Source organism: Corynebacterium sphenisci DSM 44792, from assembly GCF_001941505.1.
In the GTDB taxonomy this organism is placed as follows: domain Bacteria; phylum Actinomycetota; class Actinomycetes; order Mycobacteriales; family Mycobacteriaceae; genus Corynebacterium; species Corynebacterium sphenisci.
In genome coordinates, this window is record NZ_CP009248.1 from 1,024,416 (window position 1) to 1,050,432 (window position 26,017).

Consider the following 26,017-nt stretch of genomic DNA (forward strand, 5'->3'; position numbering starts at 1 on the left):
GTTCAGCGCAGCGTGGCGCGTCCGCGCTCGTCGGAGCGGGGGGAGATGAGCAACGCGGCCGCCGGGAAGGCGGCGGTGAGGGCGAACAGCGCCGGGAACCCGGCGGCGGCGACGACCAGCCCGGCCAGCGGCGGGGTGGCCGCGTAGACCACGTTCTGGAAGGTGTTCTGGGCGCCCATCCCGCGGCCCGACCACAGCGGCCCGCAGTATTCGGCGACCGCGGTGAGGGCCAGCCCGTTGGGCGAGACCGCGGAGACCGCGAGCAGGCCCAGCACCGCCGCCGCGGCCGCCCCGGCGCCGGCGGCGTCGAGGGCCGCGGCCGCCGCGGCCAGGCCCAGGGTGGCCGCGGCCACCGCCCGGTAGGGCCGCAGCCGGGAGCGCACCCGGTCCGAGATCAGGCCCATCAGCGCCCGGGAGGCCGCCCCCGCCAGCTGCGCGGAGATCACCACGGCCGCGGCGGCGGCCCCGGAGAAGCCCCGGGCGAGCAGCCAGACCAGGAACATCGAGCCCATCATGGACTGCGGCCAGGACAGCATCGCCGAGGACAGGTGGATCCGCACCAGGTAGGGCACCCGCGCCCCGGAGCCCCGGTACGGGTTCGCCCGCGCCGCGGCGTGCCCGGCGCTGCCCGCGGCCGGCCGCGGCGGATCCACGATGCCGACCAGGCAGGCCGCCGCGAGCAGGGCGCACAGCCCCGCCGCGGCGGCCAGCGCGCCGCCGATGCCGTGCGCGGCGGCCAGCGCCGGCAGCGCCGCGGCGGACAGCGCCGCGCCCAGCGGCTGCGCCATCTGGCGCACCCCCATCGCGGTGCCCCGGCGCGCCGGCGGGTACCAGCCGGAGACCACCCGGCCGGAGGCGGAGTTGACGCTGGCCGCCCCGCAGCCGGCGAGCAGCAGCGCCCCGGCCAGGGCGGCGGTGCCGGAGCCGGCCACCGCCGCGGCCGCGGCGGTGGCCGCCGCGGTGGCGGCCAGGCCCAGGCTCATCGCGGCGCGTTCGCCGAAGCGGTCCACGAACCAGCCCCAGGCGATCAGGGTGAGCACGATCCCGGCCGCCGGCATCGCCCCGATCAGGCCGGCGGTGGCCAGCGGCAGCCCGGAGTCGACCAGGGCGGGGATGAGCAGGGGCACCCCCATGTGCACCGTGGTGGAGCCGGTGGCGGCGAGGGTGGACAGCGCCAGGGCGAGGTGCCGGTAGCCGCCGGCGGCGGCGATCCGCTCCCGGCGGGGGACGGGGCCCGGCCCCGTCACAGGCGGCGACCCATCAGTTCCGCGGAGTCGAGCACCTCCCGTCCCCAGGCGGCGTAGGGGGAGGGGGTGAGCCGCTCCACGGGTCCGGAGATGGACAGCACCGCCTCCATCTCCCCGGCGGCGTTGCGCACCGGGGCGCTGACGCTGGCCAGGGCGGGGTCGCGTTCGCCGATGGACTCCGCCCAGCCGGCCTCCCGGGTCGCCGCCAGGTCGGCGCGGCTGAACTCCGCCTCCGGCAGGAAGCGCTCGGCCAGGCCCTCCGGGCCGAAGGCGAGCATCACCCGGCCGGCGGAGCCGGCGGTCAGCGGCATCCGGGAGCCCACCGGCACCGTGTTGCGCAGCCCGGTGGGCGGCTCCATGGAGGCGATGCAGGTGCGCGTGTCCCCGGTGAGCCGGTAGATCTGCACCGATTCGCCGGTGAGCTCCATCAGCCGGGGCAGCACGTGCGCGGCGGCGTCGGTGAGCAGGTCCGAGGTCACCGGGGTGAGATCGGCCAGGCCGGGCCCGGAGGTCCACCGGCCGTCGGCGGTGCGGGTGACCAGGCGGTGCACCTCCAGGGCGGTGGCCAGGCGGTGCGCGGTGGCCCGGGGCAGCCCGGTGCGCTCGCACAGCTCGGTGAGGGTGCACGGCCCGTCGGCCACCGTGGTGAGGATCAGCACCGACCGGTCGAGTACCTTGATGCCGCTGGCCGGGGCCTCGCCGCGGGCGTCCCCGCGTACCGGACCGCCGGCGGCTGTGCTAGTCTGTCCCATGCCATGATACTAGCATCCCATCATCTGGGATGGGGGGTCCGGGTTCAGCCCACCGGGACCGCCCCGCACCGAATATTCCGACGACCCATGAGGTGACCATGAGCAGCGCTGCGGACACGGGACCGAAGACCCTGGCGGAGAAGGTGTGGCGCGACCACGTCGTCGTGCCCGGGGGCGACGGTGAGCCGGATCTCATCTACATCGACCTCCACCTCTGCCATGAGGTGACCTCCCCGCAGGCCTTCGACGGGCTCCGCCTGGCCGGCCGCAAGGTGCGCCGCACCGATCTCACCATCGCCACCGAGGACCATAACGTGCCCACCGACGTCTCCGGCGGGCGGATCAACCTGATCACCGAGCTGACCTCGCGCACCCAGATCGCCACCCTGCGCAAGAACGCCGAGGACTTCGGGGTGCGGATCCACCCGATGGGCGACATCGAGCAGGGCATCGTGCACGTGGTCGGCCCCCAGCTGGGCCTGACCCAGCCGGGCACCACCGTGGTCTGCGGCGATTCGCACACCGCCACCCACGGCGCCTTCGGCGCCATGGCCTTCGGCATCGGCACCTCCGAGGTGGAGCATGTGCTGGCCACCCAGACGCTGTCCCTGAAGCCCTTCAAGACCATGGCGATCAACGTCTCCGGCACCCTGCGGCCCGGGGTCACCTCCAAGGACCTGATCCTGAAGATCATCTCCAAGATCGGCACCGGCGGCGGCCAGGGCCACGTCATCGAGTACCGCGGCGAGGCCATCGAGAAGCTGTCGATGGAGGCGCGGATGACCATCTGCAACATGTCCATCGAAGCCGGCGCCCGCGCCGGCATGATCGCCCCGGACGAGACCACCTTCGCCTACCTCAAGGGCCGCCCGCACGCGCCCAAGGGCGAGGACTGGGACCGGGCGGTGGAGTACTGGCGCTCCCTGGTCACCGACGAGGACGCCGAGTTCGACACCGTGGTGGAGATCGACGGCGATGCGCTGACCCCCTTCGTCACCTGGGGTACCAACCCCGGCCAGGGCGTGCACCTGGACGATTGCGTCCCGGACCCGGAGTGCTTCTCCGACGAATCCGAGCGGATCGCCGCCCAGCGCGCCCTGGAGTACATGGACCTGGAGCCGGGCACCCCGATGCGGGAGATCCCGGTCGACGTGGTGTTCTGCGGCTCCTGCACCAACGGCCGGATCGAGGACATGCGCGCCATCGCCGAGGTGATGCGCGGCCGCCGGGTCGCCGAGGGGGTGCGCATGCTGGTGGTGCCCGGCTCCTCCCGGGTGCAGAAGCAGGCCGAGGCCGAGGGCCTGGACCAGATCCTGATCCGGGCCGGCGCGGAATGGCGCAACCCCGGCTGCTCCATGTGCCTGGGCATGAACCCGGACCAGCTCTCCCCGGGGCAGCGCTGCGCCTCCACCTCGAACCGCAACTTCGAGGGCCGCCAGGGCAAGGGCGGGCGCACCCACCTGGTCTCCCCGCCGGTGGCCGCCGCCACCGCGGTGCTCGGCCGGCTGGGCACCCCCGATGAGCTGGACCCGGTCGCCGACGCGATGCCCGCGGCCCCGCGCGCCGCCTCCGCCTGACCCGCCGCCCCGGCCACCCGAAAGGACCCCGCCCCCATGGAGAAGTTCATCACCCACACCGGCGTCGGCGTGCCACTGCGCCGCTCCAACGTGGACACCGACCAGATCATCCCCGCCGTCTACCTCAAGCGCGTCACCCGCACCGGCTTCGAGGACGGCCTGTTCAACAACTGGCGCACCAACGAGGAGGACTTCGTCCTCAACCGGCCCGCCTACGCCAATGGCTCGGTGCTCGTCGCCGGCCCCGACTTCGGCACCGGCTCCTCCCGCGAGCACGCGGTGTGGGCGCTGATGGACTACGGCTTCACGACCGTGTTCAGCTCCCGCTTCGCCGATATCTTCCGCGGCAACTCCGGCAAGGCCGGGCTGCTCGCCGCGCAGATGGAGCAGGGCGACATCGAGCTGCTGTGGAAGCTGCTCGAGGAGGAGCCCGGCCGCACCATCACCGTGGACCTGGAGCACCGCACCGCCGCCTGCGGGGACGTGGTGCTGCCCTTCCAGGTCGACGACTCCATCCGCTGGCGGCTGATGGAGGGCCTCGACGACATCTCGCTGACCCTGCGCAACGAGGAGGCGATCCGCCGCTTCGAGGAGAACCGGCCCAGCCACAAGCCGCGCACCCAGCAGCTCTGAGCGCCCCGGGCCACCCGGATCCGCCCGCGCCCCCGCCGGAAAGCCCCGGCGGGGGCGCGGGCCGCGGCGCGCCTACTTCACCGGCAGCGCGGAGGCGTAGTAGTCGGCGGTGGTGAGCACCCCGTCGCGGAAGCCCAGCACCCAGGCCGAGCCCTTCTTCGCGGGCACGTCATCGGCGGCCAGCGGCAGCGTGCCCCGGGCGGAGAGCCAGGCGACCATGTCCGGGATGACGAGGCCCTGCCCGCAGACCACGCTCACCCCGCCGCGGGCCACCACATCGGCGAAGGCGCGCTGCGCGTCCACCATGGAGCCCAGCCAGCCGGCGTCGCCGAGGAGTGGATCCACCGCCACCTCGACGCCCAGCTCGGCGGCCAGCGGGGCCACCGTGGCCCGGCACCGGTCCGGCTCCGCGGAGAACACCCGTTCCGGGCCGAAGGGCAGCAGCGCCGGCACCAGCAGCTCCGCCTGCCGGCGGCCCTTCTTGTCCAGCGGCCGGCGGGAATCGTGCGCCGCCCAGTTCTTCCGGGAATGCGCCCGGCCGTGCCGGACGTAGATCACCCGGGTGTCCGGTTCCGCGGCCAGGCGCTTGACCGCCTTGTCCAGCACCCCCCGGTCCAGTTCGTAGCTGAGCAGCCGGCGGGCCTGCCCCGGGGTGGTCCAGCGCAGCTCGTCGACCTCCGCGTTGGGCGCGAACTCGCCGCCGGTGACCTCCCCGGTCCAGTACCAGACCAGCTTGGTGCGCCCGCCGACCGGGTACTCCACCCGGCCGAGCAGCTTGCCCAGGCGCACCCGGTAGCCGGTCTCCTCCAGGATCTCCCGGGCCGCGGTCGCCGGCAGCGATTCGCCCGGGTCCAGCTTGCCCTTGGCCAGGGACCAGTCGTCGTAGCCGGGCCGGTGGATCACCGCCACCTCCGGATCGGCGGGGTCGCCGCGCCAGAGCACCGCCCCGGCGGCGTAGGTGGGCTTGGCCACCCCGGCGGCGGGCTTGACCGGGATCTCCCGGCGCCGGCCGGTGAGGTCGGAGACGTTGTCCAGGTCCTTGTCGTTCTCGTGCATCGGCACGGGCTCCTCCCGGGGGCTGGGTTCGCGGCGGGCCCCGCCGCGGATCGGGCCCGGGCGCGGGGCCGGGTCGATTCTAGCCCCGTCGCCGGCCCCGCCGCCCGGCGCCGCCGCCCGGCGCCGCCCGGCGCCACGCCGCTACCCTGGTGGCGATGCCGGCGCACGGATCGGCAGCCGCGGCGCGGGCACCGCCCCCGCGCCGACCCCGACGGGAGGAGCGCACCATGGTGCAGATCGCGGTGATGGGGGCCGGATCCTGGGGGACCACCCTGGCGAAGGTCTTCGCCGACGCGGGCAACGAGGTGGCGCTGTGGTCCCGCCGCGAGGCGCAGGCCCGCCGGATCCAGATCACCCGGGAGAACCCCGACTACCTGCCCGGACTGGGCCTGCCCTCGGGGATCACCGCCACCGCCGATGCCGCGGGGGCGCTCGACGGGGCGGATATCGTGGTGCTCGCGGTGCCCTCGCAGACCCTGCGCGGCAACCTCGCCGAATGGCGGGCGCACCTGCCCGCCCAGGCCACGCTGCTCAGCCTCGCCAAGGGCATCGAACGGGGCACCCACCAGCGGATGAGCGAGGTGATCGCCGAGGTCGCGGACATCGCCGCGGACCGGGTGGCGGTGCTGTCCGGGCCGAACCTGGCCCGGGAGGTCGCCTCCGAGCAGCCCGCCGCCACGGTGATCGCCTGCGTGGACGAGAACCGGGCCCGGCTGGTGCAGGCCGCGGTGGCCACCGGCTACTTCCGGCCGTACACGAACACCGACGTGATCGGCTGCGAAATCGGCGGCGCCTGCAAGAACGTGATCGCCCTGGCCTGCGGGATGGCCACCGGGCAGGGCCTGGGGGAGAACACCCTGGCCACCATCATCACCCGCGGCCTGGCCGAGATCACCCGGCTGGGCCTGGCCGCCGGGGCGCGGGAGAAGACCTTCTCCGGGCTCGCCGGGCTCGGCGACCTGGTCGCCACCTGCTCCTCCCCGCTGTCGCGCAACCGCACCTTCGGGGAGCGCCTCGGCCGCGGGGACACCATGGAGCAGGCCCAGCACGCCACCCGCGGCCAGGTCGCCGAGGGGGTGATCTCCTCGGTGAGCGTCTCCGCGCTGGCCGAGGGCCACGGGGTGGAGATGCCGATCACCGCCGCGGTGCACGCGGTGTGCCACCGCGGGGTGGGCGTGCCGGAGACCATCCGGGCGCTGATGGGGCGCAGCCGCAAGGCGGAATGAGGGCCGGCCCCGCCGGCGGCGGTACCATCGGCGACCATGAGCCAGACCAGCAGCACCCTCGGCGACCGGCCCACGGTCGCGGTCCTCTACGGCGGGGCCAGCCCCGAGCACCCCGTCTCCTGCATCTCCGCCTCGGCGATCCTGGCCACCCTGGACCCGGAGCGCTACCGGGTGGTGCCGGTGGGCATCACCCGCTCCGGCACCTGGGTGCCCGGCGTCGCCGACCCGGGCGGTGCGATCCCGGCCGGCGCGGACCTGCCCGAGGTCGCCGAACCCGGCCCCGGCGGGGTGCGCCTGGCGCTGTCCGCGGACCCGGCCCGGCCCGGTGAGCTGCGGGTGCTCTCCGGGCCGAACAAGGGCGCGGTGCACGCGGTGGCCGACGTGGTCTTCCCGGTGCTGCACGGGCCCAACGGGGAGGACGGCACCATCCAGGGCCTGCTGGAGCTCTCCGGGGTGCCCTACGTCGGCCCCGGGGTGCTCGCCTCGGCGGCCGGGATGGACAAGGAGCGCACCAAGAACCTGCTCGCCGCCGCCGGGCTGCCGATCGGGGAGCAGGTGGTGCTGCACCCCGGGGAGGGCCTGGACGCGGCGCAGCGCGAGCGCCTCGGGCTGCCGGTGTTCGTCAAACCCGCCCGCGGCGGGTCCTCCATCGGCATCTCCCGGGTCGCCGACTGGGCGGAGCTGGACACCGCCCTGGCGCTGGCCCGGCGGCATGACTGGAAGGTGATCGTGGAGCGCGGCATCGACGGCGCCGAGGTCGAATGCGGGGTGCTGCAGCACCCGGACGGCGCCCTGGTCGCCTCCGCCCCGGCGCTGCTGCGCGGCACCGGTGACTCGGCGGAGGGCTTCTACGGTTTCGAGACCAAGTACCTCGATGACGTGGTGGAGGCCGAGATCCCGGCGCCCATCGGGGAGGCGGCCACCGCGGAGCTGCAGCGGGTGGCCCGGGCGGCGTTCCGGGCGCTGGGCTGCGACGGCCTGGCCCGGGTGGACTTCTTCGTCACCGAATCCGGACCGGTGATCAACGAGATCAACACCATGCCCGGGTTCACCCCGATCTCGATGTACCCGAAGATGCTCGCCGCCACCGGGGTGGCCTACCCCGAGCTGCTGGACATCCTGGTGCGCCGGGCGCTGGTCGCCCGCCGCTGACCGCCCCGGCGCGGCAGCCGGATCCGCCGCCGCCCCCGACCCGCGCGGCATGCGGGTCGGGGGCGGCGCGGCCGGTGGCCGGGGCGGGGCTACTCCTCGGAGGGGGCGGTGTTCTCCAGATTCGCCGCGATCGTGGCGGAGAGCTCCGGCAGCACCCCGGAGGACACCGCCACCGGCAGATGCACCGCCACGATCCGCTCCCGGCCCAGGGCGAAGTACGTCGCCGTGGTGCCCGAGGAGCGCTCCGCGTCGGTGAACCACACGATGTCGCCGACCTGGGTGAGCTGCCGATCGCCGTCATTGGCCGGGTCCGCCATCGCCGCGTAGCCGGCCGGCTCCGCCACCCCGCAGCGCAGCGTGATCGCGTCGCCGTCGGCGTTCGCCCAGGCCGCGGTGGCCGGCGGCAGGGTCATGCCCTCGGGCAGATCCCCCTCGCCGAGCCGGTCGCGCTCCGCGATCGCGGCGGGCAGCGCGGCGAGCAGGCCCTCGCAGCGGCCGTCGGCGGCCGGGGCGGCCAGATCGGTCAGCGGCAGCGGGCCCGGCTCCGGGCCGGCGCCGAAGCCGGCGCCCATCCGCCCGGCGATCTCGGGCAGCACATCATCGTGATCGGAGGAGCCGGTCACCGCCACGATCGGGGAGGTGCCCACCGAGAACCAGGTCACCAGATCCAGATCCGGGGTGTCGTCGGCGACCCGCAGCCAGGTGACGTCGCCGGCCTCGACGGTGCGCGACAGGGTGGTGTACTGCGCCGGGACCGGCGCCCCGCAGCGCACCGTGACCCGGTCGTCGGTGAAGTCCCGGTACAGCGCCGCGCCCGTCGGGGCGGGCTCGGCGAGCTCGGCGCGCTGCAGCCGGCCCAGGGAATCGGGCAGCGCCGCCACCAGCTCCGCGCATTGCGGCGAGTCGTCCATGGGCATCTCCACGGTCGGCAGCAGCACCGGCTGCCGGGCGGCCCGATCCTGCATGATCTTGGTGGCGACGATGACGCCCAGCGCCAGCGCCACGGCGAGCGCCAGCGCGATCCCGGCGCGCCGGCGGCTACCCTGGTCCTGAACCTTGTCTCCCATGGGGCCCCAGTCTAGCCACCGGCCGCGCCCCGCCGATCCCCGGGAAGGACCCGTGCCCGCGCACCAGACGACCATCTCAGAGGTGGGGGAGCATGCGGTGATCGCCGCCATCCGCGAGGTCGCCCCCTCGGCCCGCAACGGCGACGATGCCGCGGTGCTGTCCATGACCACCCCCAACGCCCGCTACGTGGTCACCACCGACATGCTCGTCGCCGGCCGGCATTTCCGCCTGGACTGGTCCAGCCCGGAGGAGATCGGGGCCAAGGCGGCGGTGCAGAACTTTGCCGACGTGGAGGCGATGGGCGCCCGGCCCACCGCCCTGCTGCTGGGTCTGGCCGCCCCCGGGGACACCCCCCTGGAGACGGTGGTCGGCATCGCCCGCGGACTGCACGCCCAGTGCGGCACCTGCGCCGCCGAGATCGTCGGCGGCGACGTCGTCGGCGGGGAGGCGCTCACCGTGTCGGTGACCGCGATCGGGGAGCTCGGCGGCCCGGCGAAGCCGCTCACCCTGGACCGGGCCCGCCCCGGCGACACCGTGATCGCCGCCGGGGTGATCGGGGCCTCGGCGGCGGGGCTGGCGCTGCTCGAGCGCTTCGGCGCGCCGGCCGCGGTGCCCGCGGAGTTCGCCGGGCTGGTGCGCGCCCACCTGGTGCCCGACTTCGCCTACGGCCGCGGCCCGGTGGCCCGCGCCGCCGGGGCGGGCAGCCTCACCGACAACTCCGACGGGCTGCTGGTGGACCTCGGCCAGATTGCCGCCGCCTCCGGGGTGGCCATCGACGTCGACGGGGCGGCGGTGGCGCCGGATGCGGCGCTGCGCCGCGCCGGGGACGCCGTCGGCGCCGACCCCTGGGACTGGGTGCTCACCGGGGGCGAGGACCACACCCTGCTCGGCACCATCAACGGGGAGCCGCCCACCGGCTTCCGGGCCATCGGCCGGGTGGTCCGCGGCGACGGCCAGGTGCGCGTCGACGGGGCGGAGCCCTGGTTGCGCGGCGGCTGGGTGAGCTTCTGATGGCCGCCCGCGACCGGCTGCCGGTGGAGGACGGCTGGGCCGAGGCGCTGGCCCCGGTGGCCGACCGGATCCACGCGATGGGCGATTTCCTGCGCGCCGAGAACGCCGCCGGCCGCGGCTACCTGCCCGCCGGGGCGGATGTGCTGCGCGCCTTCGGCTACCCCTTCGACGAGGTCAAGGTGCTCATCCTCGGCCAGGACCCGTACCCCACCCCGGGGCACGCGATGGGCCTGAGCTTCTCCGTGCAGCCCCAGGTGCGCCCGGTGCCGCGCTCCCTGGCCAACATCTACCGGGAGCTGCACGCCGATCTCGGCATCGCGCCCCCCGAGCACGGGGATCTGCGCCCCTGGTGCCGGCAGGGGGTGGCCCTGTTCAACCGGGTGCTCACCTGCACCCCCGGCCGGCCGGGTTCGCACCGCCGCCGCGGCTGGGAGGAGATCACCGGCCACGCGATCTCCGCCCTCGCCGCCCGGGACCGGCCCCTGGTGGCGATCCTGTGGGGCCGGGACGCCCAATCGGCGGCCCCGCTGCTCGGCGACCATCCCCGGATCGAGAGCCCGCACCCCTCCCCGCTGTCGGCGAACCGGGGCTTCTTCGGCTCCCGCCCGTTCAGCCGGGCCAATGCGGAGCTGGTCCGGCTCGGCGCGGACCCGGTGGACTGGCGGCTAGCATGAGCGCCATGGGCGAGACCAGGACCATCGACGGCGCCGGCCTGCTCGGCTGGGCGCGCCGCTCGGTGGCCGCGCTGCGCCGCCGCCGCGAGGAGATCAACGAGCTCAACGTCTTCCCGGTGCCGGACTCCGACACCGGCTCCAACATGGCCGCGACCATGGGCGCGGCGCTGGCCGCCGCGGAGGACGCCGCCGCGGCCGCCGGCGGGGACGCCGCCGCGGCGACCCGGGAGATCGGCGCCGCCCTGGCCAAGGGGGCGGTGCACGGCGCCCGCGGCAACTCCGGCACCGTGCTCTCCCAGGTGCTGCGGGCCATCGCCGAGGCCGCCCGGGCGGGCCGGATCGACGGCGCCGACGTGCGCCGGGCGCTGGCCCAGGCGGTGGACCTGGTGGACCGGGCGATCGCCGACCCGGTGGAGGGCACCATCCTCACCGTGCTGCGCGAGGCCGCCGCCGCGGCCGGGGCCACCGGCTCCGCGGACGCCCGCGCGGTGGTGGAGGCCGCCGCGGAGGCCTCCCGGGTGGCGCTGGCGCAGACCCCCTCCCAGCTGGCGGTGCTGCGCGAGGCCGGGGTGGTCGACGCCGGCGGCGCCGGGCTGGTGCTGCTGCTCGATGCGCTGGCCGACGAGCTCGGCGCCGCGGTGCCCGCCGCGCCCGCGCTGCGGGTCGGCCACGCCGGCCACGCCGGCCGGCCCGGGCCCGCCCCGCGCGGGGCGCGGCCGGACCCGGGCGGCCACGGGCGGGCCGGGGGCCGGCTGGAGGTGATGTTCCACCTGCCCGGCGAACCCGGCACCGAGGACCTGCTCCGGGAGCGCCTGGCCGGGCTCGGCGACAGCCTGGTGCTCGCCGGGGACGCCGAGGGCGGCACCATGGTGCACATCCACACCGCCGACGCCGGGGCGGTGCTCGAGGCCGCCCTGGAACTCGGCCGGCCCGGGTCCATCCGGATCGAGATCCTCGACGAGGCGGCGGTGCCGGAGGCCCCCTCCCGGGTGGTGCTCGCCCTGGTCGCGCCGGGCCCGCTGGCGGAGCTGATGGGCTCCTCCGGGGCCCGCCCGGTGCACCCCGGGGCGGACCCGGTGGCCGCGGTGCGCGAGGCGATCGCCGGCTGCGCCCCGGAGGTGGAGATCGTGCTGCTGCCCAATGGGCTGGTCGGCAACCGGGGCCTGGTGGAGATCGAGCTGGCCGCCCATTCCGGGGGCCGCACCCTGGCGATCATCTCCGCGCCCACCGCCGCCAACGGGCTGGCCGCGCTGGCCGTGCACGACCCGGAGCTGCCGCTGGCGGTGGACGCCTACGCGATGGGCGAGGCCGCCGCCGGGGTGCGCACCGCGGAGCTGACCCGCGCCGCCGGGCCGGGGCTCACCGCCGCCGGGCCCTGCGCCGCCGGGGACGTGCTCGCCGAGGTCGGCGGGGACATCCTGGTGGTCGCCCCGGATCTCGCCACCGCGCTGCCGCGCACCGTGGACCTGATGCTGCGCTCCGGCGGGGAGCTGGTCACCCTGCTGCTCGGCGACGGCGCCGCCGCGGAGCTCGCCGCGGCGCTGCGCGCGCACCTGGGCCGCAGCGCCCCCGGGGTGGACGTCGCCGCCTACGCCGCCGAGGGGATCGGCTCGCTGATCCTGCTCGGCGTGGAGTAGCCCGGTGCTGGGCTGGCGGCGCTCGCCCGCGGCGGCCGCCCCGCTGCGCGAGGTGCTCGACGCCCCCGCCGCGCGCGCCCTGCGCGAGGCCCTCGGCCTGGAGTCGGTCGGGGATCTGCTCACCCTGGTGCCGCCGCGCTGGCTGGGCCACGACGACGGACTCGACGTGGGCCCCGCCGACGAGGGCCGCACGGTCACCGCGATGGTCACCGTCACCCGGCTGGGCCGCGACCCCGCCGAGGGCGATCCCGGCTACTACCGGCGCCGGGGCCGGCGCCCCCGGCCCCGGGAGGTGCACATCACCGACGGCGCCCGGCAGCTGGTGATGCCGGTGTTCGGCCAGGCGGCGCTGCTGCGCCGGCTGCGCCCGGGCAGCCGGCTGCTGGTGCTCGGCCAGGTCCGGGCCACCGCCGCCGGGATGCAGCTGGCCAACGCGGACTTCCTGATCCTCGGCCCCGGCGGGGAACCGCGGGCGGCCACCGGCCGGCTGGAGAAGCTGCTCGCCGCCGCCGAGGACGTCGGCGAGCTGCGCCGGCTGCTGGACCGCCCGGCGCTGCCGCTGCACCGGGGCCGGCGCGGCCTGCCCGGGATCGCGGTGGCGCTGTACCTGGACCGGGTGCTGCGCGCCCTGCCCGAGCAGCCGGAGCCGCTGCCGGAGCCGCCGCCGGGGCTGCCCGGCTTCGACGCCGCCCTGCGCGGGCTGCAGTTCCCGCCGGCCGGCGGGCCCGGCCCGGCGCTGGCCCGGCTGAAGTACGACGAGGCCCTGGAGCTGCAGCTGGCCCTGGCGCTGCGCCGGCGTGACGCCGCCCGGCGCACCGCCCCGGCCTGCCCGCCGCGCCCCGGCGGGGTGCGCGAGCGGCTCACCGCGGCGCTGCCCTTCGAGCTCACCGGCGGCCAGGCCGCGGTGCTCGCCGAGATCGACGCCGACCTGGGTGCGACGGCCCCGATGAACCGGCTGCTGCAGGGCGAGGTCGGCTCCGGCAAGACCGCGGTGGCCGCCCTGGCCATGGCCCGGGTCGTCGACGCCGGCCGGCAGTGCGCGCTGCTGGCGCCCACCGAGGTGCTCGCCGCCCAGCATGCGCGCACCCTGGCCGGGCTCTTCGGCGAACTCCCGGACGGGCCCCGGGTGCTCACCCTCACCGGGTCCATGTCCGTGCCGGAGCGCCGGGCGGCGCTGCTGGCGATCGTCACCGGGGAGGTCGACGTGGTGGTGGGCACCCATGCGCTCATCTCCGAGGGGGTGGAGTTCTTCGATCTCGGGCTGGTCGTCGTCGACGAGCAGCACCGCTTCGGGGTGCGCCAGCGCGACCGGCTGCGCGACCGGGGCCGCGACGGGCTCACCCCCCATGTGCTGGTGATGACCGCCACCCCCATCCCGCGCTCCATCGCGATGACCGTCTTCGGGGACCTGGCGGTGTCCACCCTCGCGGAGCTGCCCGGGGGCCGGGCCGGGGTGGACACCGCGGTGGTGCCGGTGCTGGAGAAGCCGCGCTGGGCGGAGCGCGCCTGGGCCCGGATCCGGGAGGAGGTCGCCGGCGGCGCCCGGGCCTTCGTGGTCTGCCCCCGGATCGACGCCGGCGACCCCGGCGACGGGGCCGTCGCCGGCGACGAGTCCCTGGAGTCGGTGCTGCCGCTGGTGCGGGAGAAGCTCGCCGGGCTGCGCATCGGGGTGCTGCACGGCCGGCTGCCGGCGGCGGAGAAGGAGGCCCGGATGGCCGGGTTCGCCGCCGGGGAGGTCGACGTGCTGGTGTGCACCAGCATCGTCGAGGTGGGCGTGGACGTGCCCGAGGCCACGGTGATGATGATCCGCGGCGCGGAGAGCTTCGGGGTCTCCCAGCTGCACCAGCTGCGCGGCCGGGTCGGCCGCGGCGGCGCCCCGGGGCTGTGCCTGCTGTGCACCCGCACCGAGCCGGGTACCCCGGAGCGGGAGCGGCTGGAGGGCATCGCCGCCACCGTCGACGGCTTCCGGCTCGCCGAACTGGACCTGCGGCAGCGCCGGCACGGCGACGTGCTCGGCGAGGAGCAGTCCGGCGCCGGCGGCGGCCTGGGCGTACTCGACCTCATCGCCGACGCCCGGATCATCCGCCGCGCCCGGGTGGACGCGGAGCGGATCGCCGCCGCCGATCCGGCGCTGGCCCGGCGGCTCACCGCGGACATCACCGCCGAGGAGTCGGACTACCTCGAGCGCGGCTGAGCCCGGTCCCGCCGGGCGGGGCGGCCGCGGGCCCGTAGAATCGGGCCCATGAGCGTCTCTCCCGAGGATCCCGCCGGCCGCGCCGGCACCGCCGACCCGGCCGAGGTGGCCGTGCACGCGCCCTTCGCCGGGGTGGCCCGCACCCTCGTCGCCCCCGGCGCCGAGGTCGCCGCCGGCGAGGCGATCGCCGTGGTGGAGGCGGTGAAGCTGGAGGCCCCGGTGGTCGCGCCCTGCCCGGGCACCGTCGCCGAGGCCCTGCCCGGCGATTTCGCCGACGTCGCCGGCGGGGACGTGCTCGCCCGGATCCGGCCGGCCGGGGAGGGGCGCTGATGCGGATCATCGCCGGCATCGCCCGGGGCCGCCGGCTCACCGCCCCGCGCGGCACCGCCACCCGGCCCACCGCGGACCGCGCCAAGGAGGCGATCTTCTCCTCCTGGCAGCAGCGCTTCGGCATCGAGGGCACCCGGGTGCTGGACCTCTTCGCCGGCACCGGGGCGCTCGGCCTGGAGGCGCTGTCCCGCGGCGCCGAGCGGGTGGTGCTGGTCGAGGACTCCGCCCCGGCGGCGGCCGCCATCCGGGCGAACATCGGGGCGGTCGGCCTGCCCGGGGCGGAGCTGGCGGAGATGCGCGCCTCGACCTACCTGGCCGGCGCCCCGGCCGGCTACTTCGACCGGGTGATCGCGGACCCGCCCTACGAGCTCGCCGACGCCGCGGTCACCGAGATGCTCGCCGCGCTGCGCCCGGCCCTGGCCGCCGACGCGGTGGTCACCGTGGAGCGCTCCGCGGCGGACCCGGCGACGACCTGGCCGGCCGGCTACGCCGAGCTGGTGCAGAAGGCCAAGCGCAAGACCCACGGCCGGGCCCGCTTCGACACCGCCATCTGGGTCGGCCCCGCCGCCGGCGACGCGGCCGCCGCCCCGGAGGCGGCCGCGGGGGAGGGGCCGCGATGACCCGCGCCTGCTTCCCCGGCTCCTTCGACCCGGTGACCATGGGCCACGTCGACGTGGCCCGCCGCGCCTGCGCCCAATTCGACGAGGTGACCATGCTGGTCACGCACAACCCCGCGAAGACGGGCATGTTCACCCCGGAGGAGCGGATGCGGCTCATCGCCGACTCCACCCCCGGGCTGGACAACCTGCGGGTGGACTCCTGGACCGGGCTGCTCGTCGACTACACCACCGCGCACGGCATCACCGTGCTGGTCAAGGGGCTGCGCTCCGCCCTGGACTACGAGTACGAGCTGCCCATGGCGCAGATGAACCGGCGGCTGTCCGGGGTGGAGACCATGTTCCTGCTCACCGACCCCCGCTACGGCTACACCTCCTCGACCCTGTGCAAGGAGGTCGCCGGCTTCGGCGGGGACCTCACCGGGCTGGTGCCCGACCCGGTGGCCGCGGCGCTGCGCGGGCGCGCCGGGCGCGGCTGAGCCCGCCGGCGCGGAGCCGCCCCGCCGGGTGCGGGGGCGGCGCGCCCGGGCGGCGCCGGGGACACGCCCCCGGCGCGCCCACCGCGCCAATCGCCGCTGCGCACGTACCATCCGGATCATGTACCGCGTCTTTGACCACCTGGCCCGGAAATCCATTTGACCAGGGGGTTCGCCTCTACAGCGCTCGGAGCCTCCGGGGCTGGTCCCGCACTGGTCCCGCAGCAGAGAGCACTCCCGCTACCACCGCCGCCGCCGGCTCGTCATCCTCGGGCAGCACGTGCGCATACACGTCCAGCGTCATCCGCGCCGTCGCGTGGCCCAGACGCTGCTGGACCGTCTTGACCGGCACCCCGGCGCGCAGCAGCGTCGTGGCGTGGAAGTGCCGCAGGCTCTTCGGGGTGATGGCGGCGGGCAGGCCGAGGTAGCGGCACATCCCCCGGAACTTCACGGCGGTCACCGAGGCGATGAGCGGGTGGCCGGCGCTGCTCAGCAGCACCCGCTCGGAGCCGCGGCGGCGCTCCCGGTGCTCGACGAGCAGCTCCATCGTCCGCTCATCGACGGTGATGGTCCGCCGGCCCTCGGCGCCGGTCTTGAGCTCCCGCAGCCCCGGCCCGGTGAGGTCGGCCTGCGCGATGACCGCGATCCGCCGGCTCTCCCAGTCCACCGCCGCCCACGTCAGGCCGCAGCACTCCCCGGTGCGCATGCCCGTGGTGGCCATCAGGTGCACCGCCAGCGCCATGTCCGGGCTCGCGCACACCCACTGCCGCCGGCCCTCGGCGTCGAGCTTGCGCGGCCCGCCGTCCCGGGCGAGGGCGATGAGCGCGTTGACCTCCTCGGCGGTGGGCAGCTCCCGCCAGGTGATCGCCGTCGCCGGCCGCGGCACCCGCACCCCGTCCGCGGGGTTGCGGCGGATGAGCTGGTCCTCGACCGCCTGCCGCAGCATCGCCCGCAGCTGCGACGACAGCGACGACACGGTCGCCGGCGCCAGGCCCCGGCACCCGGGCTTCCACGGCCGGCCCTCGGAGAGCTCGGAGACCCAGGTGCGGATCATCGGCGGGCTGAGCCGGCCGATCGGGGTGCCCCGCAGGGAGCCGAGGTTGCGCTCCACCTGCTGCCGGATCTGCCGGGTGCCGCGCGTGGAGGCCTGCGCCGCCCACGCCGCGGCGAGGTCCTCGATGAGGATCGCCGCGCCATCCGGGTCCAGCCAGTCGCCGGCGCTGACCTCGGCCTCGCGCTTGGCCACCCAGGCCACGGCATCACGGCGCAGCTCGAAGGTCCGGGAGCGCTCCCGGCCGTCCGGGCCCCGGTACCGGCCGATGAACCGCACCCGCCCGCCGCGCACCCGGCGCTGGACGCTCATGCCCCCGCCTCCTCGCCCGAGGCCACCAGCGCCCCGCGCACCTCGGGAATCTCCAGGAGGCTGCGCAGCGCCGCGGTGGCGGACTCCTGCGCGCCGGCCGCGGCCCGGATCCCATCCGCGAGGCGCTCGGCCTCCCGCAGCATCCGCGCCGGCCGCATCTGCGGCTGCCCGGCCTCCTCGGCGGTGATGAGCCCGGCGGCCACCAGGGCCTCCAGGACGTCACCGCCGTATGCGCGGGCCAGCTTGACCGCGCACACCGGATCCGGCCGCTTGCCCTGCTGCCATCGGCTGAACGCCGACTTGTCGAATCCGGCGCGCCGGGCGGCGGAGGCGTAGGAGTCCCCGCGGATGAGCGCCTGGGCGTAGCGCGCCCACCCGTGGGCGGGGGAGTCGGTCATGGCGTGCCTTTCACGGATCGGGGTCGGGTTGCCTGCGGGGACGCGGCCGCCGGCCTACGGCTCGGTGTCGTCCTCCGGCCCGGTCTCCGCCACCCGCTCGAAGTAGTCGGGGTCCTGCTCGGGGAGGCTCAGGGCCTTGTCCAGGGGCATGTCCCAGACCGCACGGCTGGCCTTGATCCGGCGGCCCACCTCGGCCAGGAGGTCCATGTCACTGGCGAGCTGGAGGGCCTCGGAGGCACCGCCCTTGACGACCTCATCGGGCGTGATGAAGCCCGTGCGCGCCAGCGCCACAATCGGGCTGACGCCGTAGGCCCGCGCCAGCGCGACGACGACGTCCGCGGAGAACTCCCCGCGCTTGTACTGGAAGTTCAGCGTGCTGACGGGGAGGTCTGCGCGCTCGGCGGCGGACTTCCTGGAGGCCTGGTCGGTGAGGTCGTCAAACCATCTCTGGTGGGTGCTCATGCTGCCAAGGTATGCGAGAAATCCTGCGGGTGCAAACATGGCCTAGAGGTGAACGCGCTGTTCAGAGGCTATATAGGCATGTCATGGCATCCAGAATTCCTGACAAGATTGGGAAAAAGGGTTGACAATAGCTAGGAGAGCGGCCAAGCTTAGGTACCGGACATTGAGAGCCACTACCAAGCGCTAGGAGCGCGGCGGGGAAGGGGACCCGATGAGCAGTCGGTACCGAGTGAGGCCCGAGGTCGTAGATCGGGCGCGGGAGCGGCTGGATGTGAGCAGCGATGAGCGGCTGGCGGCCCGGCTGGGCGTCACCGCCGCGACCATCTCCCGAATTCGCCGCGGCGAGCAGCCGTCGCTCCCCGTCGCCGTAGACCTGCTCCACGCCGCCGCGGTCTCCATGACCGCCGGCCTGGAGCCTGTACCCCCGACCCCCGTCACCCTCTAGCCCCCGTCACGAAAGGAGGCGCCGCGATGCAGCGCGACGCCAGCAACCAGGATACCACCCCCCAGGACAGCCCCATCAGCCGCCGCATGCGCGTCCAGCTCATCCGGCATCCCGACGCCGAGCCCGACGCGATCACCGTGGACCTGGAGGCCGTCCTCGGCGAGAAAGAGGTCAAGGAGCTGAGGCTGGAGATGCGGGAGATCTACCGCCTGCTGCAGCCGTACGCGGTGCGGCTGTCGGATCCGGAGGATTACCGCGTCGAGGATGAGGCCGTGCCCGTGCGCGAGCTTCCGTGGCGGCCGGTGGGGCTGGTGGTGACCCATCCGCTGGCGCGGCCGGTGGTGGACGAGGTCACCCGCCGGCAGATGATCCGGGATCTGCGGGAGCTGCTCATCGCGGATCCGACCCTGCGCCCGGAGTCGGGGGCGGTGGACCTCGCCGATGCCGTCGATGAGCTGGCGGATGCGGGGTATTCGGCGGTGTACGCGGTGCCGCATGAGCAGCTGGCGCAGGTGCTGGCCCGCACCGGCCGGTGGCTCATCGAGCCCCCGGGCCCCGCCGCGGAGGTGGAGCGGGTCGAGTTCGCCCCGGCGCGCTCCCGGGCCGGCTCCCGGGTGTGGGTCGCCGGGGAGGCCGGCGCCCGGTTCGAGGTGCACTCCCGCACGGTGGTCGTCTTCGAGCAGGCGTCCGCGGAGCCGCTGACCCTGGTGCTGGATGAGGAGTCGCGCCGGGCGCTGGTGGAGCAGCTGGGCGGGGTGCCGCCGACGACTCCCTGGGGGCAGGCCACGGCGCGCCCAGTGGCGGCGGGGGAGGCGTCATGAGCGGCCGCGAGGTGCTCCACGACGGCGGGGTGCTCGCCGCGGAGGTCGGGCATGCCGGCGGGGTGCTCAAGCCCTGCTTGCAGACCCTGCGGGTGGTGGTCGACGGCGAGGAACCGGTGCTCCTCATCGGGGCGCTGCGGGTCTCCGACCCGGCGGAGCTCCAGAGGCTCGTCGACGCCGCCCGGGTGGCGATGCAGGGGGTGCTGCCGACCTGAGCGCGCACCCGGGCGGATAGGCCGCCCCATCCCGGGCCCCGAGGGGCCACACCACCAGATGATTCGCACAACAGTTCCAATAAGTGCATAGCGTAGCCCCGCCCCGGCGGGTGAGCGCCCGGTTCGACTCCGGGCCGGGGCACAGGCGCGTCAAGCCGCATGGGCAGGCGGTAAGCCCCGCCCCCGTGGCCGCTGCCACTTTCCAGCGGCCGGTGGGGCTGCGCGCCACCCACGACACCACGACCAGATCGGAGGACATCATGACCGCCGCCGTCCAGAGCCCGGGCATGCCCGTCCGGGACGCCGCCGCCTACCTGGGCGTCTCCACGGGCATGGTCTACAAGCTCGCCCGCCGCGCCCACGACCCCATCCCGCACTACCGCGTCGCCGGCCGGATCCTCATCCGGCGCAGCGACCTCGACTCCTGGAGGGACCGCCAGTGACCACCCCCATGCCCCCGCGGACTCCGCGCGCCGACCTGCTCGCCGTGGCCCGCGCCGCCGACGTCCTCGACCCGCCGCGCACCCGGCCCGCCGGCCGTCCGGCCCGCCCGGGCGCGCCACGGCCCCGCATGGCCACCGCCGCCGCGGCGCCGCCGGCCCGCCACCGCGCCCCGGCCGCCCCGGATCAGCGGCTGGTCAGGTGGGCGCTGCTGCTCGCCGCGGCCGCCGTCATCCTCGCCCTCTGGGCGCTGATGATCGCCGCCGACGCGCACACCCTCGCCGGGATCGCGTCATGACCGCGCTGCTGACCTGGCAGGAGCCCACCCGGCCCCCGGCGGCACCCCGGCCACGCCGCCGCGACCCGCACCTGCTGGCCACCTACCGCGGCGTCGCCAGCGCACTCGCCGGTCAGCCCGGCCGATGGGCGCTCATCGACGTCAGCCAGATCGGCCCCATCGACACCCCCGGCGCCTGGGAATCCCGGTGCACCCACCTCCTCGTCGGCGTCCGCACCCACCTCACCGCCCGCGGCCTCCACCTGCAATCCCATACCGAGGGCGATGGCCTCACCCGCCGGCTCTACGTGCGCATCATCACCGCAGAGGAGCAGCAGTGAGCTGGAGGAATGGCAAGCGCGGCCATGTGCTGGTGCCGTGCGCCCGGTGCACCCGCACCAAGGTCCATGAGGCCCGCGGCCTGTGCAAGCCCTGCTACAACCGCTTGCGCGAGGGCCGCATCCGCGGCGAATGCCTGGACGACTACCCCACCGTCGGCTGCACCGCCGGCTGGTCGAGCCTGGCCGACATCGCCCGCGGGGGCGCCGCCGGCCACGCCGACGAGCTGCGCCGTCGCCTCGACCCCGGCCACATCCCCGCCCGCGAGGCCCGCATGGACATCCTGGAGGTCTGCTGATGGCCACCACCGCCCGCGGCACCACCGCCGCCCTCGCCGGCGCGGCACTGCTGCTGTGCGCCCTCCGCACCCGCCCTGGCCCCGCCCCGGGCGCCGACGCCGAATTCGCCGACATCTGGCCACCCGAGCACCCGGGGACGCCCCGATGACCGCCCACAACGCCCTCGGCTGCGCCCTCGGGGCCATCGCCGCCACCGGAGTCGCCATGCTCATCCTGCTCCTCGCCGCGCTCACCATCACCGGACTACCCGGGCGCCACACCACGCCGCCCGCCGCGCCGGGCCGGCCCCCGGTGGCCACCGCCGACTGCCCGCCCTCGCCCTCCGCCGACCACGGCCCCGGCGACACCCCCTGCCCCACCACGACCCCCTAGGAGGCCACGATGCCCCGGATCCGGACCATCAAGCCCGAGTTCTGGTCCTCGCCCGGCGTCACCGGACTCGACCCGATGTGGCGGCTCCTCTTCATCGCCATGTGGACCTGGGCCGACGACTACGGTCGCGGCACCTGCGAGCCGCGAGAGCTGATGGGATTCGCTTTCCCGCACGACGACGACATGACGGTCGGAGATTTCCGCCGAGGACTCGGGGAAATCCACCGAGCATTCGATGTGAGGTTCTACCGCGTCGCCGGCCGCTCCTACTACGCCATCCCGTCGTGGGAGGCGCACCAGAAAGTGGACAAGCGTTCGAAGGCCAGCCGTTACCCCGCACCGGAGGACGGCGAGGAAATCGACGTCACGTCGTGGCTGGTCAACCCCCATCCCGCCGAACCTTCGGGGGAGTCCGCCGAGGATTCGGCGGAATCCCCCGAACCCTCGGCGGAAACTCGGCGCTGGAACAGGGGAACAGGGGAACAGGGGAACAGGGAGGAGGGGCTTACTCAGGTCAGGGAAGGTGCTGGCGCGGGCGCGCGCGAAACGTCACCGCCGCCGGCCGCCGACCCCGCTGCGGCGTCGCTGCCGCCGGAGTGGGTCGAGGAGCCGAGCCTGGCCCGCTGCGCCACCCACGCCACCGTCGACGCGCCACCGCCATGCGGCGGCTGCGCCGCCGCCCGCCGCGCCGCGATGGCAGCCCGCACCGCCGCGGAGGCCCGGGCCCGCGAGGAGATGCGCGCCCGGGAAACCGCCATCGGCCCCTGCCGGCTGTGCGACCACGCCGGCTGGATCATCGACCAGCACTCCGGCGCCGCCGTCGAGCCGGCCATCCGGTGCACCCACGACGCCGCCGGCAACACCGCGATCATCGACGCCGCCAAGCAGCGCGCCCGCGCCACCCGGCACCGCCGCGGCCCCGACGGCCCCGAGGACCTGAGCCCCGAGGCGCTGCGCCGCTGGCGCGCCGAGCACCTCGCCCGGCGCTCAGCGGGCCACAGCGGCGACGAGCACCCCGCCCCCCCGGCACGACCCCGCACCGACCCCCGAGACCCCGCGAGCGGCCGGTGCAGCCGCCACGAACCCCGCCTAGGAGGCGCGATGTTCATCCCCGGAACCCCCCGACCCCAGGGCTCCAAGATCGCCCGCCAGGTCACCACCTCCACCGGCCGCCGCTACGCAGCCGGCGCCGCCGGCGCCCGGCGCGCCCGCCGCACCGTGCTGTGCGAGTCCTCCAAGGACCTGCCCGCGTGGCGCGCCGCCGTCGCCGCCGGCGCCGCCGTGGCCCACCCCGACGGGCCTCTCGACGGGCCGGTGGCCATGACCGTGGTCTTCCGCATGCCGCGCACCAAGGCCATGGGCGACCGGCCCGCCCCGCCGATGGTGGAGCGCCCCGACCTGGACAAGCTGCTGCGCGGAATCTTCGACGGGCTCACCGGGCCGGCGCTGCGCGACGACTCCCAGGTCGTCGCGATCACCGCCACCAAGCGCCGGGCGCGGCCCGGGGAGAGCCCCGGCGCGGAGATCACGCTCACCGCCGCCGGCGGCCGCAGCCGCATCGCCGCGGCGCTGCCCGACGCGCTGCGGGTCCTCGACGACCTCCGCGACAGCCTGCCCGCCGACGGCCCGGAGGAGCCCCACGATGCCTGAGCTGACCATCCACCGCCTGGCCGACGGCCGCTGGCGCGTCGACCCCCACGACGGCTTCGAGCCCGCCGAGGTCGACACCTGGTCCGCCGTCGCCGCCCTCGTCGACCCCCGGCCCCAGACCATCACCGCCCGCGTCGCCGAGGAGGCCGGCCACTTCCAGGACCTCGGCTTCCACGGGACCGCCCTCGCCGAGCACCTCGCCCGCGCCTACCGCACAAGCCCACGCCACATCCGCCGCATCCTCGCGGCCGCCTGAAAGGACCCCCACCATGACCACGATGACCGCCGACCAAATCAAGGCTGCCGTCGCCCGCGCCCGGGAGGAGGGCGAGCGCCCCGACCTGCGCGGCATTCAAGCCCACGGCGCAAACCTGCGCGGCGCAGACCTGTACCGCGCGGACCTGCGCGGCGCAGACCTGTACCGCGCAGACCTGTACCGCGCGGACCTGCGCCGCGCGGACCTGCGCGGCGTGAATCTGCACGGCGCGACGCTGTCCAGCGCGGCCCTAGGCGACGCGGACCTGATCGGCGCGGACCTGTCCAAAGCGGCCCTAGGCGGCGCGGACCTCCACGGCGCAGATTTGTGGAACGTGGACTTCCACAGCGCGTACCTGCGGGGCACGGACCTGCGCGACGTGGACCTGACCGGCGCGGATCTCACCCTGGCCACCCTGACGGGCGCGAACTTCCACGACGTACTGGGTCTTCCGGTGCTCTCGATCAACGGTCTGCCGTCCGGTCACCTGGTGCTGTGCCCCACGCCGGGTGGGTGGCGCCTGTCCATCGGCTGCTGGACCGGCACCCCCGATGAGCTGCGCGAGCTCATCGCCGGGGACGACTGGCCCTCCGGGTGCGCCGCCGCCGAACGCGCCCGGCGCCGCCCGCTGCTCACGGCCGCCACCATCGAGCTCGCGGAGAGCTTCATCGCCGCCCACCCCGGCCCCCACTTCCCGCCCGCCACCGACTAGGAGACCCCGCCATGACCGACCGCGACCACCTGGCCATCGTCACCACCGACACCATCCGGCCCGGCGACACCCTGGCCTACCTGCATCAGCACCTCCTGACCGCCGGCGACGCTGCCACCGCCGAAGTCCACCGGGCCACCGTGGAGCGGGTGAGCGCCACCCAGGTGAGGATGACCACCGGTGAGCGGTGGCTGCGGGCCTCCCTGCCGCTGGTGTCGGTGTGGGGCGGCTCGTCCTTCGCCGCCTGCGCCGCGGTGTTCGACGGGCCACAGGCCGACGAGCGGGTGCGCGCCGCCGCCACCGCGAACCATCACCTCAACCGCCTCCGGTCGATGCTGGTGGCCGCCTCCCAGGATGAGGTGCTGCGCACCCGGGCGGAGACCCGCCGCGTGTTCGACGACTACCTGTCCGCCGCCAGCGTCGCCTGGGGCGATGAGGCCGGCTCGCACCTCCCGCCCGGCGCCGCCGTCGCCCGGTGACCACCCCTACCCGAGAGGACCATCATGAACCCCGATTTCACCGTCGAGGACGGCCTGTCCTGGTTGCTCATGACCCATGCCCTCAGCGCACTCGACATGGACCTGGGCGACGCCATGCGGCACGTGCCCTGGCTCACCACCGGGATCTCCGGCATCGCCGGCGCCTGCCGCCACATCACCACGGTCATGGAGGCCAGGGAAGCCGAGCTGACGGGCCGCGACCGAGCCGAGGTGGCAGCGACCCACCGCCGGGTCACCGCCGCGATGATCGACACCTGCGCCGCGGTGCGCAGGGCCCCCCGGCTGGTGCCGAGCGAGCTCATCAGCGCCTTCGGCCGGCACCTGGATGCCGCGGTCTGCTGGACCGATCCCGACCCCGACCTCGACATCGGGGAGGTCTTCGAGGGCTTCGCCCACCTGGCCATGAAGATCTCCCTTGACGGCGTCCGCTCCGGCCCGATCCCCGGCGTCCCCGGACCGGAGGCCGGCCAATGAGCACCCCGCACCCCGAGGGCTGGGCCCCCACCGCCACCGGCCGCGCCGCCGCCCAGAGCCTCATCGACCGCGTCGCCGGCGCGCTCGCCGGCCGGGGCGCGTCCTGCGGCCACTGCTGCGCCGGCGAGTGCGGCGACCCCCAGTGCCCGGTCGTCGCAGCCGGGTGGCGCGGCTGCCCGGACTGCGCCGACCACCTCCGGCGCCTGGCTCTCGGCCTCCTGGTCGAGGGCCTCCTCGCCATCCCGGGAGAGGAGCCGCCGCCATGCGGATGACCCATACGGTTTTCACCTGCGACATCTGCGGCTGCACCGCCGACAACCGCGACCAGCTGCCCGCCACCCCGCACCGCGGCGAGGTACGCATCACCATGGCCATCGCCTTCCCGCAGGTCATGCCCGCCGGCTGGGTGCGCCGCGCCAGCCATGACCTGTGCCCCCGGTGCGAGCAGGGTGCGCTCTTCCTCACCGACCTCGACCGCGTCCTGCGGAAGGGAGGCCCGCGATGACCGCCGCGGTGGCCACCCGCCAGTGCGCCCGGCCCCGGTGCACCCGCGCGCCCTACCGCGGCGGGATGTGCTGGCCGCACTACCAGCGCACCTGGCCGGCCCCCGAGGACGCCGGGCCCTACCGCCGCCGGCTGCGGGAGCTCACCGACGCCGGGTGGACGATCAAGGCGCTCAGCGTCTACACCGGCGTGTGCGAGGCGTCGCTGACCACCGTCCTGTCCGGCCGGTGGCCCCGCGTCTACGGCGCGACGGCGGCGCGCCTGCGCCGGCTCCTCGACGGGCCCATCGACGCCGCGGCCCTGGCGCCGACGACCTGCGTCCCGGTGCTCGGCACCCGCCGCCGGCTCCAGGCGCTGCGCGCCGCCGGCTGGGATCCCGCCGACCTCGCCGAAGCCACCGGCATCACCCGCGGCGCCGTCTACAGCCTCTCCACCGAGGAGGACCGGGCCACGGTCCACGCCCGCCCCCACCTCGCCGTCGCCCGGTTCTTCCTCGACCACCAGGCCGACCCGGTGCGCCCGGTGCCGCCCCGCATCGCCCGGCGCGGCTGGCCCCTGCCGATGCAGTGGGATCCGGCGCGCATCGACGACCCGGCGGCGCGCTCCGAAGGGGGCCGGCGATGACCCAGGATGGCCTGTTCCCCGCGCCCACCCGGGTCCGCGCCCGCGACCTCACCCCGGGCATGCGGCTCAAGCACCCGTCCGGCCGGCCATGGGTGGTCGAGGCCGTGCTGCCGGTGGCCGGGGCGGTGCTGTTCTCCGCGCGGCTGGGCCGCGGCGGCACCATCGCCTCGCGCTACGCCGACGACTGGCTGGACCTGGACCTGGGGTGAGGAGGA

36 protein-coding genes are annotated in these 26,017 nt (G+C 75.7%); 29 read left to right on the forward strand and 7 right to left on the reverse strand.

Features of this window, described 5'->3' with window-relative positions:
* Window positions 1-2: 2 nt before the first annotated feature.
* Window positions 3-1,247: an MFS transporter gene (locus CSPHI_RS04645; protein WP_425429734.1), complete on the reverse strand. Its 1,245-nt coding sequence runs from the start codon at window positions 1,245-1,247 to the stop codon at window positions 3-5.
* The gene (locus tag CSPHI_RS04650; protein ID WP_084210250.1) at window positions 1,244-1,999 is read right to left on the reverse strand and encodes an IclR family transcriptional regulator; all 756 of its coding nucleotides are present in this window, start codon (window positions 1,997-1,999) and stop codon (window positions 1,244-1,246) included. Before CSPHI_RS04650 ends, CSPHI_RS04645 begins: the two co-directional genes overlap by 4 nt.
* Window positions 2,000-2,097: 98 nt before the next feature.
* On the opposite strand from CSPHI_RS04650, the gene leuC reads away from it, so the two are divergent.
* The gene (gene leuC / locus CSPHI_RS04655; RefSeq protein ID WP_075691716.1) at window positions 2,098-3,576 is read left to right on the forward strand and encodes a 3-isopropylmalate dehydratase large subunit; all 1,479 of its coding nucleotides are present in this window, start codon (window positions 2,098-2,100) and stop codon (window positions 3,574-3,576) included.
* 36 nt (window positions 3,577-3,612) lie between these two features.
* Window positions 3,613-4,209 carry a 3-isopropylmalate dehydratase small subunit gene (gene leuD, locus CSPHI_RS04660; RefSeq protein ID WP_075691717.1) on the forward strand — a complete coding sequence of 199 codons (597 nt, stop codon included), beginning with the start codon at window positions 3,613-3,615 and terminating at the stop codon, window positions 4,207-4,209.
* A gap of 72 nt (window positions 4,210-4,281) precedes the next feature.
* Here leuD and CSPHI_RS04665 read toward each other — a convergent pair whose 3' ends face one another.
* Window positions 4,282-5,265 (reverse strand): NUDIX hydrolase, encoded by a 984-nt coding sequence (locus CSPHI_RS04665; protein WP_075691718.1) that lies wholly within the window; start codon window positions 5,263-5,265, stop codon window positions 4,282-4,284.
* A gap of 227 nt (window positions 5,266-5,492) precedes the next feature.
* Between CSPHI_RS04665 and CSPHI_RS04670 the strand changes: the two genes are divergently transcribed.
* Both CSPHI_RS04670 and CSPHI_RS04675 read left to right on the forward strand, forming a co-directional pair.
* Window positions 5,493-6,491 (forward strand): NAD(P)H-dependent glycerol-3-phosphate dehydrogenase, encoded by a 999-nt coding sequence (locus tag CSPHI_RS04670; protein WP_075691719.1) that lies wholly within the window; start codon window positions 5,493-5,495, stop codon window positions 6,489-6,491.
* Between the two features lie 36 nt (window positions 6,492-6,527).
* Window positions 6,528-7,643 (forward strand): D-alanine--D-alanine ligase family protein, encoded by a 1,116-nt coding sequence (locus CSPHI_RS04675; RefSeq protein WP_075691720.1) that lies wholly within the window; start codon window positions 6,528-6,530, stop codon window positions 7,641-7,643.
* An 89-nt stretch (window positions 7,644-7,732) separates the two neighbouring features.
* Here CSPHI_RS04675 and CSPHI_RS04680 read toward each other — a convergent pair whose 3' ends face one another.
* Complete coding sequence (locus CSPHI_RS04680) at window positions 7,733-8,710, reverse strand: DUF3515 family protein (protein WP_245803350.1); 978 nt, start codon at window positions 8,708-8,710, stop codon at window positions 7,733-7,735.
* Between CSPHI_RS04680 and CSPHI_RS04685 the strand changes: the two genes are divergently transcribed.
* The 7 genes from CSPHI_RS04685 to coaD all read left to right on the forward strand — a co-directional run bounded on the left by CSPHI_RS04685 (window position 8,709) and on the right by coaD (window position 15,653).
* Window positions 8,709-9,722: a thiamine-phosphate kinase gene (locus tag CSPHI_RS04685; RefSeq protein WP_084210251.1), complete on the forward strand. Its 1,014-nt coding sequence runs from the start codon at window positions 8,709-8,711 to the stop codon at window positions 9,720-9,722. The two genes, CSPHI_RS04680 and CSPHI_RS04685, sit on opposite strands and share 2 nt — an antisense overlap.
* Entirely contained in the window at window positions 9,722-10,396 is a 675-nt protein-coding gene (locus CSPHI_RS04690; RefSeq protein WP_075691722.1) for a uracil-DNA glycosylase, read from the forward strand. Before CSPHI_RS04685 ends, CSPHI_RS04690 begins: the two co-directional genes overlap by 1 nt.
* Window positions 10,397-10,401: 5 nt before the next feature.
* Window positions 10,402-12,033 (forward strand): DAK2 domain-containing protein, encoded by a 1,632-nt coding sequence (locus tag CSPHI_RS04695; protein ID WP_075691723.1) that lies wholly within the window; start codon window positions 10,402-10,404, stop codon window positions 12,031-12,033.
* 4 nt (window positions 12,034-12,037) lie between these two features.
* Window positions 12,038-14,227 carry an ATP-dependent DNA helicase RecG gene (locus CSPHI_RS04700; protein ID WP_075691724.1) on the forward strand — a complete coding sequence of 730 codons (2,190 nt, stop codon included), beginning with the start codon at window positions 12,038-12,040 and terminating at the stop codon, window positions 14,225-14,227.
* Window positions 14,228-14,332: 105 nt separating this feature from the next.
* Entirely contained in the window at window positions 14,333-14,557 is a 225-nt protein-coding gene (locus CSPHI_RS04705; protein ID WP_075693741.1) for an acyl-CoA carboxylase biotin carboxyl carrier protein subunit, read from the forward strand.
* On the forward strand, window positions 14,554-15,177 hold the full coding sequence (rsmD, locus tag CSPHI_RS04710; protein WP_075691725.1) for a 16S rRNA (guanine(966)-N(2))-methyltransferase RsmD: 624 nt from the start codon (window positions 14,554-14,556) through the stop codon (window positions 15,175-15,177). The genes CSPHI_RS04705 and rsmD overlap by 4 nt, the downstream gene beginning before the upstream one ends.
* A complete protein-coding gene (gene coaD, locus CSPHI_RS04715) occupies window positions 15,174-15,653 on the forward strand; it encodes a pantetheine-phosphate adenylyltransferase (RefSeq protein ID WP_075691726.1) in 480 nt (159 codons plus the stop codon). The genes rsmD and coaD overlap by 4 nt, the downstream gene beginning before the upstream one ends.
* Before the next feature lie 175 nt (window positions 15,654-15,828).
* On the opposite strand, the gene CSPHI_RS04720 is transcribed toward coaD, so the two are convergent.
* The 3 genes from CSPHI_RS04720 to CSPHI_RS04730 are packed head-to-tail and all read right to left on the reverse strand — an operon-like array spanning window position 15,829 to window position 17,873.
* Window positions 15,829-17,013, reverse strand: a complete 1,185-nt coding sequence (locus CSPHI_RS04720; protein ID WP_075691727.1) for a tyrosine-type recombinase/integrase — start codon at window positions 17,011-17,013, stop codon at window positions 15,829-15,831.
* Entirely contained in the window at window positions 17,010-17,411 is a 402-nt protein-coding gene (locus CSPHI_RS04725; RefSeq protein WP_075691728.1) for a hypothetical protein, read from the reverse strand. Before CSPHI_RS04725 ends, CSPHI_RS04720 begins: the two co-directional genes overlap by 4 nt.
* 54 nt (window positions 17,412-17,465) lie before the next feature.
* Window positions 17,466-17,873 carry a helix-turn-helix domain-containing protein gene (locus CSPHI_RS04730; protein WP_075691729.1) on the reverse strand — a complete coding sequence of 136 codons (408 nt, stop codon included), beginning with the start codon at window positions 17,871-17,873 and terminating at the stop codon, window positions 17,466-17,468.
* Between the two features lie 211 nt (window positions 17,874-18,084).
* Here CSPHI_RS04730 and CSPHI_RS04735 point away from each other — a divergent pair, with 211 nt between their 5' ends.
* From CSPHI_RS04735 to CSPHI_RS04815, 18 genes are all read left to right on the forward strand, one after another.
* Window positions 18,085-18,318: a helix-turn-helix domain-containing protein gene (locus CSPHI_RS04735; RefSeq protein WP_075691730.1), complete on the forward strand. Its 234-nt coding sequence runs from the start codon at window positions 18,085-18,087 to the stop codon at window positions 18,316-18,318.
* Window positions 18,319-18,404: 86 nt separating this feature from the next.
* Window positions 18,405-19,139 carry a hypothetical protein gene (locus CSPHI_RS04740; protein ID WP_157118478.1) on the forward strand — a complete coding sequence of 245 codons (735 nt, stop codon included), beginning with the start codon at window positions 18,405-18,407 and terminating at the stop codon, window positions 19,137-19,139.
* On the forward strand, window positions 19,136-19,354 hold the full coding sequence (locus CSPHI_RS04745; protein ID WP_075691732.1) for a hypothetical protein: 219 nt from the start codon (window positions 19,136-19,138) through the stop codon (window positions 19,352-19,354). Before CSPHI_RS04740 ends, CSPHI_RS04745 begins: the two co-directional genes overlap by 4 nt.
* Window positions 19,355-19,539: 185 nt before the next feature.
* A complete protein-coding gene (locus tag CSPHI_RS04750; RefSeq protein ID WP_157118479.1) occupies window positions 19,540-19,797 on the forward strand; it encodes a helix-turn-helix domain-containing protein in 258 nt (85 codons plus the stop codon).
* An 8-nt stretch (window positions 19,798-19,805) separates the two neighbouring features.
* Window positions 19,806-20,093 (forward strand): hypothetical protein, encoded by a 288-nt coding sequence (locus tag CSPHI_RS04755; RefSeq protein WP_157118480.1) that lies wholly within the window; start codon window positions 19,806-19,808, stop codon window positions 20,091-20,093.
* Entirely contained in the window at window positions 20,090-20,413 is a 324-nt protein-coding gene (locus CSPHI_RS04760; protein WP_075691735.1) for a hypothetical protein, read from the forward strand. Before CSPHI_RS04755 ends, CSPHI_RS04760 begins: the two co-directional genes overlap by 4 nt.
* Window positions 20,410-20,709, forward strand: a complete 300-nt coding sequence (locus CSPHI_RS04765) for a hypothetical protein (protein ID WP_157118481.1) — start codon at window positions 20,410-20,412, stop codon at window positions 20,707-20,709. Before CSPHI_RS04760 ends, CSPHI_RS04765 begins: the two co-directional genes overlap by 4 nt.
* On the forward strand, window positions 20,709-20,858 hold the full coding sequence (locus CSPHI_RS12005) for a hypothetical protein (RefSeq protein WP_157118482.1): 150 nt from the start codon (window positions 20,709-20,711) through the stop codon (window positions 20,856-20,858). Before CSPHI_RS04765 ends, CSPHI_RS12005 begins: the two co-directional genes overlap by 1 nt.
* Window positions 20,855-21,082 carry a hypothetical protein gene (locus CSPHI_RS04770; RefSeq protein ID WP_075691737.1) on the forward strand — a complete coding sequence of 76 codons (228 nt, stop codon included), beginning with the start codon at window positions 20,855-20,857 and terminating at the stop codon, window positions 21,080-21,082. Before CSPHI_RS12005 ends, CSPHI_RS04770 begins: the two co-directional genes overlap by 4 nt.
* 9 nt (window positions 21,083-21,091) lie before the next feature.
* The gene (locus CSPHI_RS12645; RefSeq protein WP_084210253.1) at window positions 21,092-22,732 is read left to right on the forward strand and encodes a RusA family crossover junction endodeoxyribonuclease; all 1,641 of its coding nucleotides are present in this window, start codon (window positions 21,092-21,094) and stop codon (window positions 22,730-22,732) included.
* On the forward strand, window positions 22,725-22,988 hold the full coding sequence (locus tag CSPHI_RS04780) for a hypothetical protein (RefSeq protein ID WP_075691739.1): 264 nt from the start codon (window positions 22,725-22,727) through the stop codon (window positions 22,986-22,988). Before CSPHI_RS12645 ends, CSPHI_RS04780 begins: the two co-directional genes overlap by 8 nt.
* 13 nt (window positions 22,989-23,001) lie before the next feature.
* Window positions 23,002-23,700 (forward strand): pentapeptide repeat-containing protein, encoded by a 699-nt coding sequence (locus tag CSPHI_RS04785; protein WP_211274685.1) that lies wholly within the window; start codon window positions 23,002-23,004, stop codon window positions 23,698-23,700.
* 11 nt (window positions 23,701-23,711) lie between these two features.
* Complete coding sequence (locus tag CSPHI_RS04790) at window positions 23,712-24,179, forward strand: hypothetical protein (protein WP_075691740.1); 468 nt, start codon at window positions 23,712-23,714, stop codon at window positions 24,177-24,179.
* Window positions 24,180-24,203: 24 nt separating this feature from the next.
* A complete protein-coding gene (locus tag CSPHI_RS04795; RefSeq protein WP_075691741.1) occupies window positions 24,204-24,674 on the forward strand; it encodes a hypothetical protein in 471 nt (156 codons plus the stop codon).
* Window positions 24,671-24,946 carry a hypothetical protein gene (locus CSPHI_RS04800; RefSeq protein WP_075691742.1) on the forward strand — a complete coding sequence of 92 codons (276 nt, stop codon included), beginning with the start codon at window positions 24,671-24,673 and terminating at the stop codon, window positions 24,944-24,946. The genes CSPHI_RS04795 and CSPHI_RS04800 overlap by 4 nt, the downstream gene beginning before the upstream one ends.
* Window positions 24,943-25,179, forward strand: coding sequence for a hypothetical protein (locus tag CSPHI_RS04805; protein ID WP_157118483.1), 237 nt, complete (start codon window positions 24,943-24,945; stop codon window positions 25,177-25,179). The genes CSPHI_RS04800 and CSPHI_RS04805 overlap by 4 nt, the downstream gene beginning before the upstream one ends.
* The gene (locus tag CSPHI_RS04810) at window positions 25,176-25,802 is read left to right on the forward strand and encodes a hypothetical protein (RefSeq protein ID WP_075691744.1); all 627 of its coding nucleotides are present in this window, start codon (window positions 25,176-25,178) and stop codon (window positions 25,800-25,802) included. The genes CSPHI_RS04805 and CSPHI_RS04810 overlap by 4 nt, the downstream gene beginning before the upstream one ends.
* On the forward strand, window positions 25,799-26,011 hold the full coding sequence (locus CSPHI_RS04815; protein ID WP_075691745.1) for a hypothetical protein: 213 nt from the start codon (window positions 25,799-25,801) through the stop codon (window positions 26,009-26,011). The genes CSPHI_RS04810 and CSPHI_RS04815 overlap by 4 nt, the downstream gene beginning before the upstream one ends.
* The last annotated feature ends 6 nt before the right edge of the window (window positions 26,012-26,017 follow it).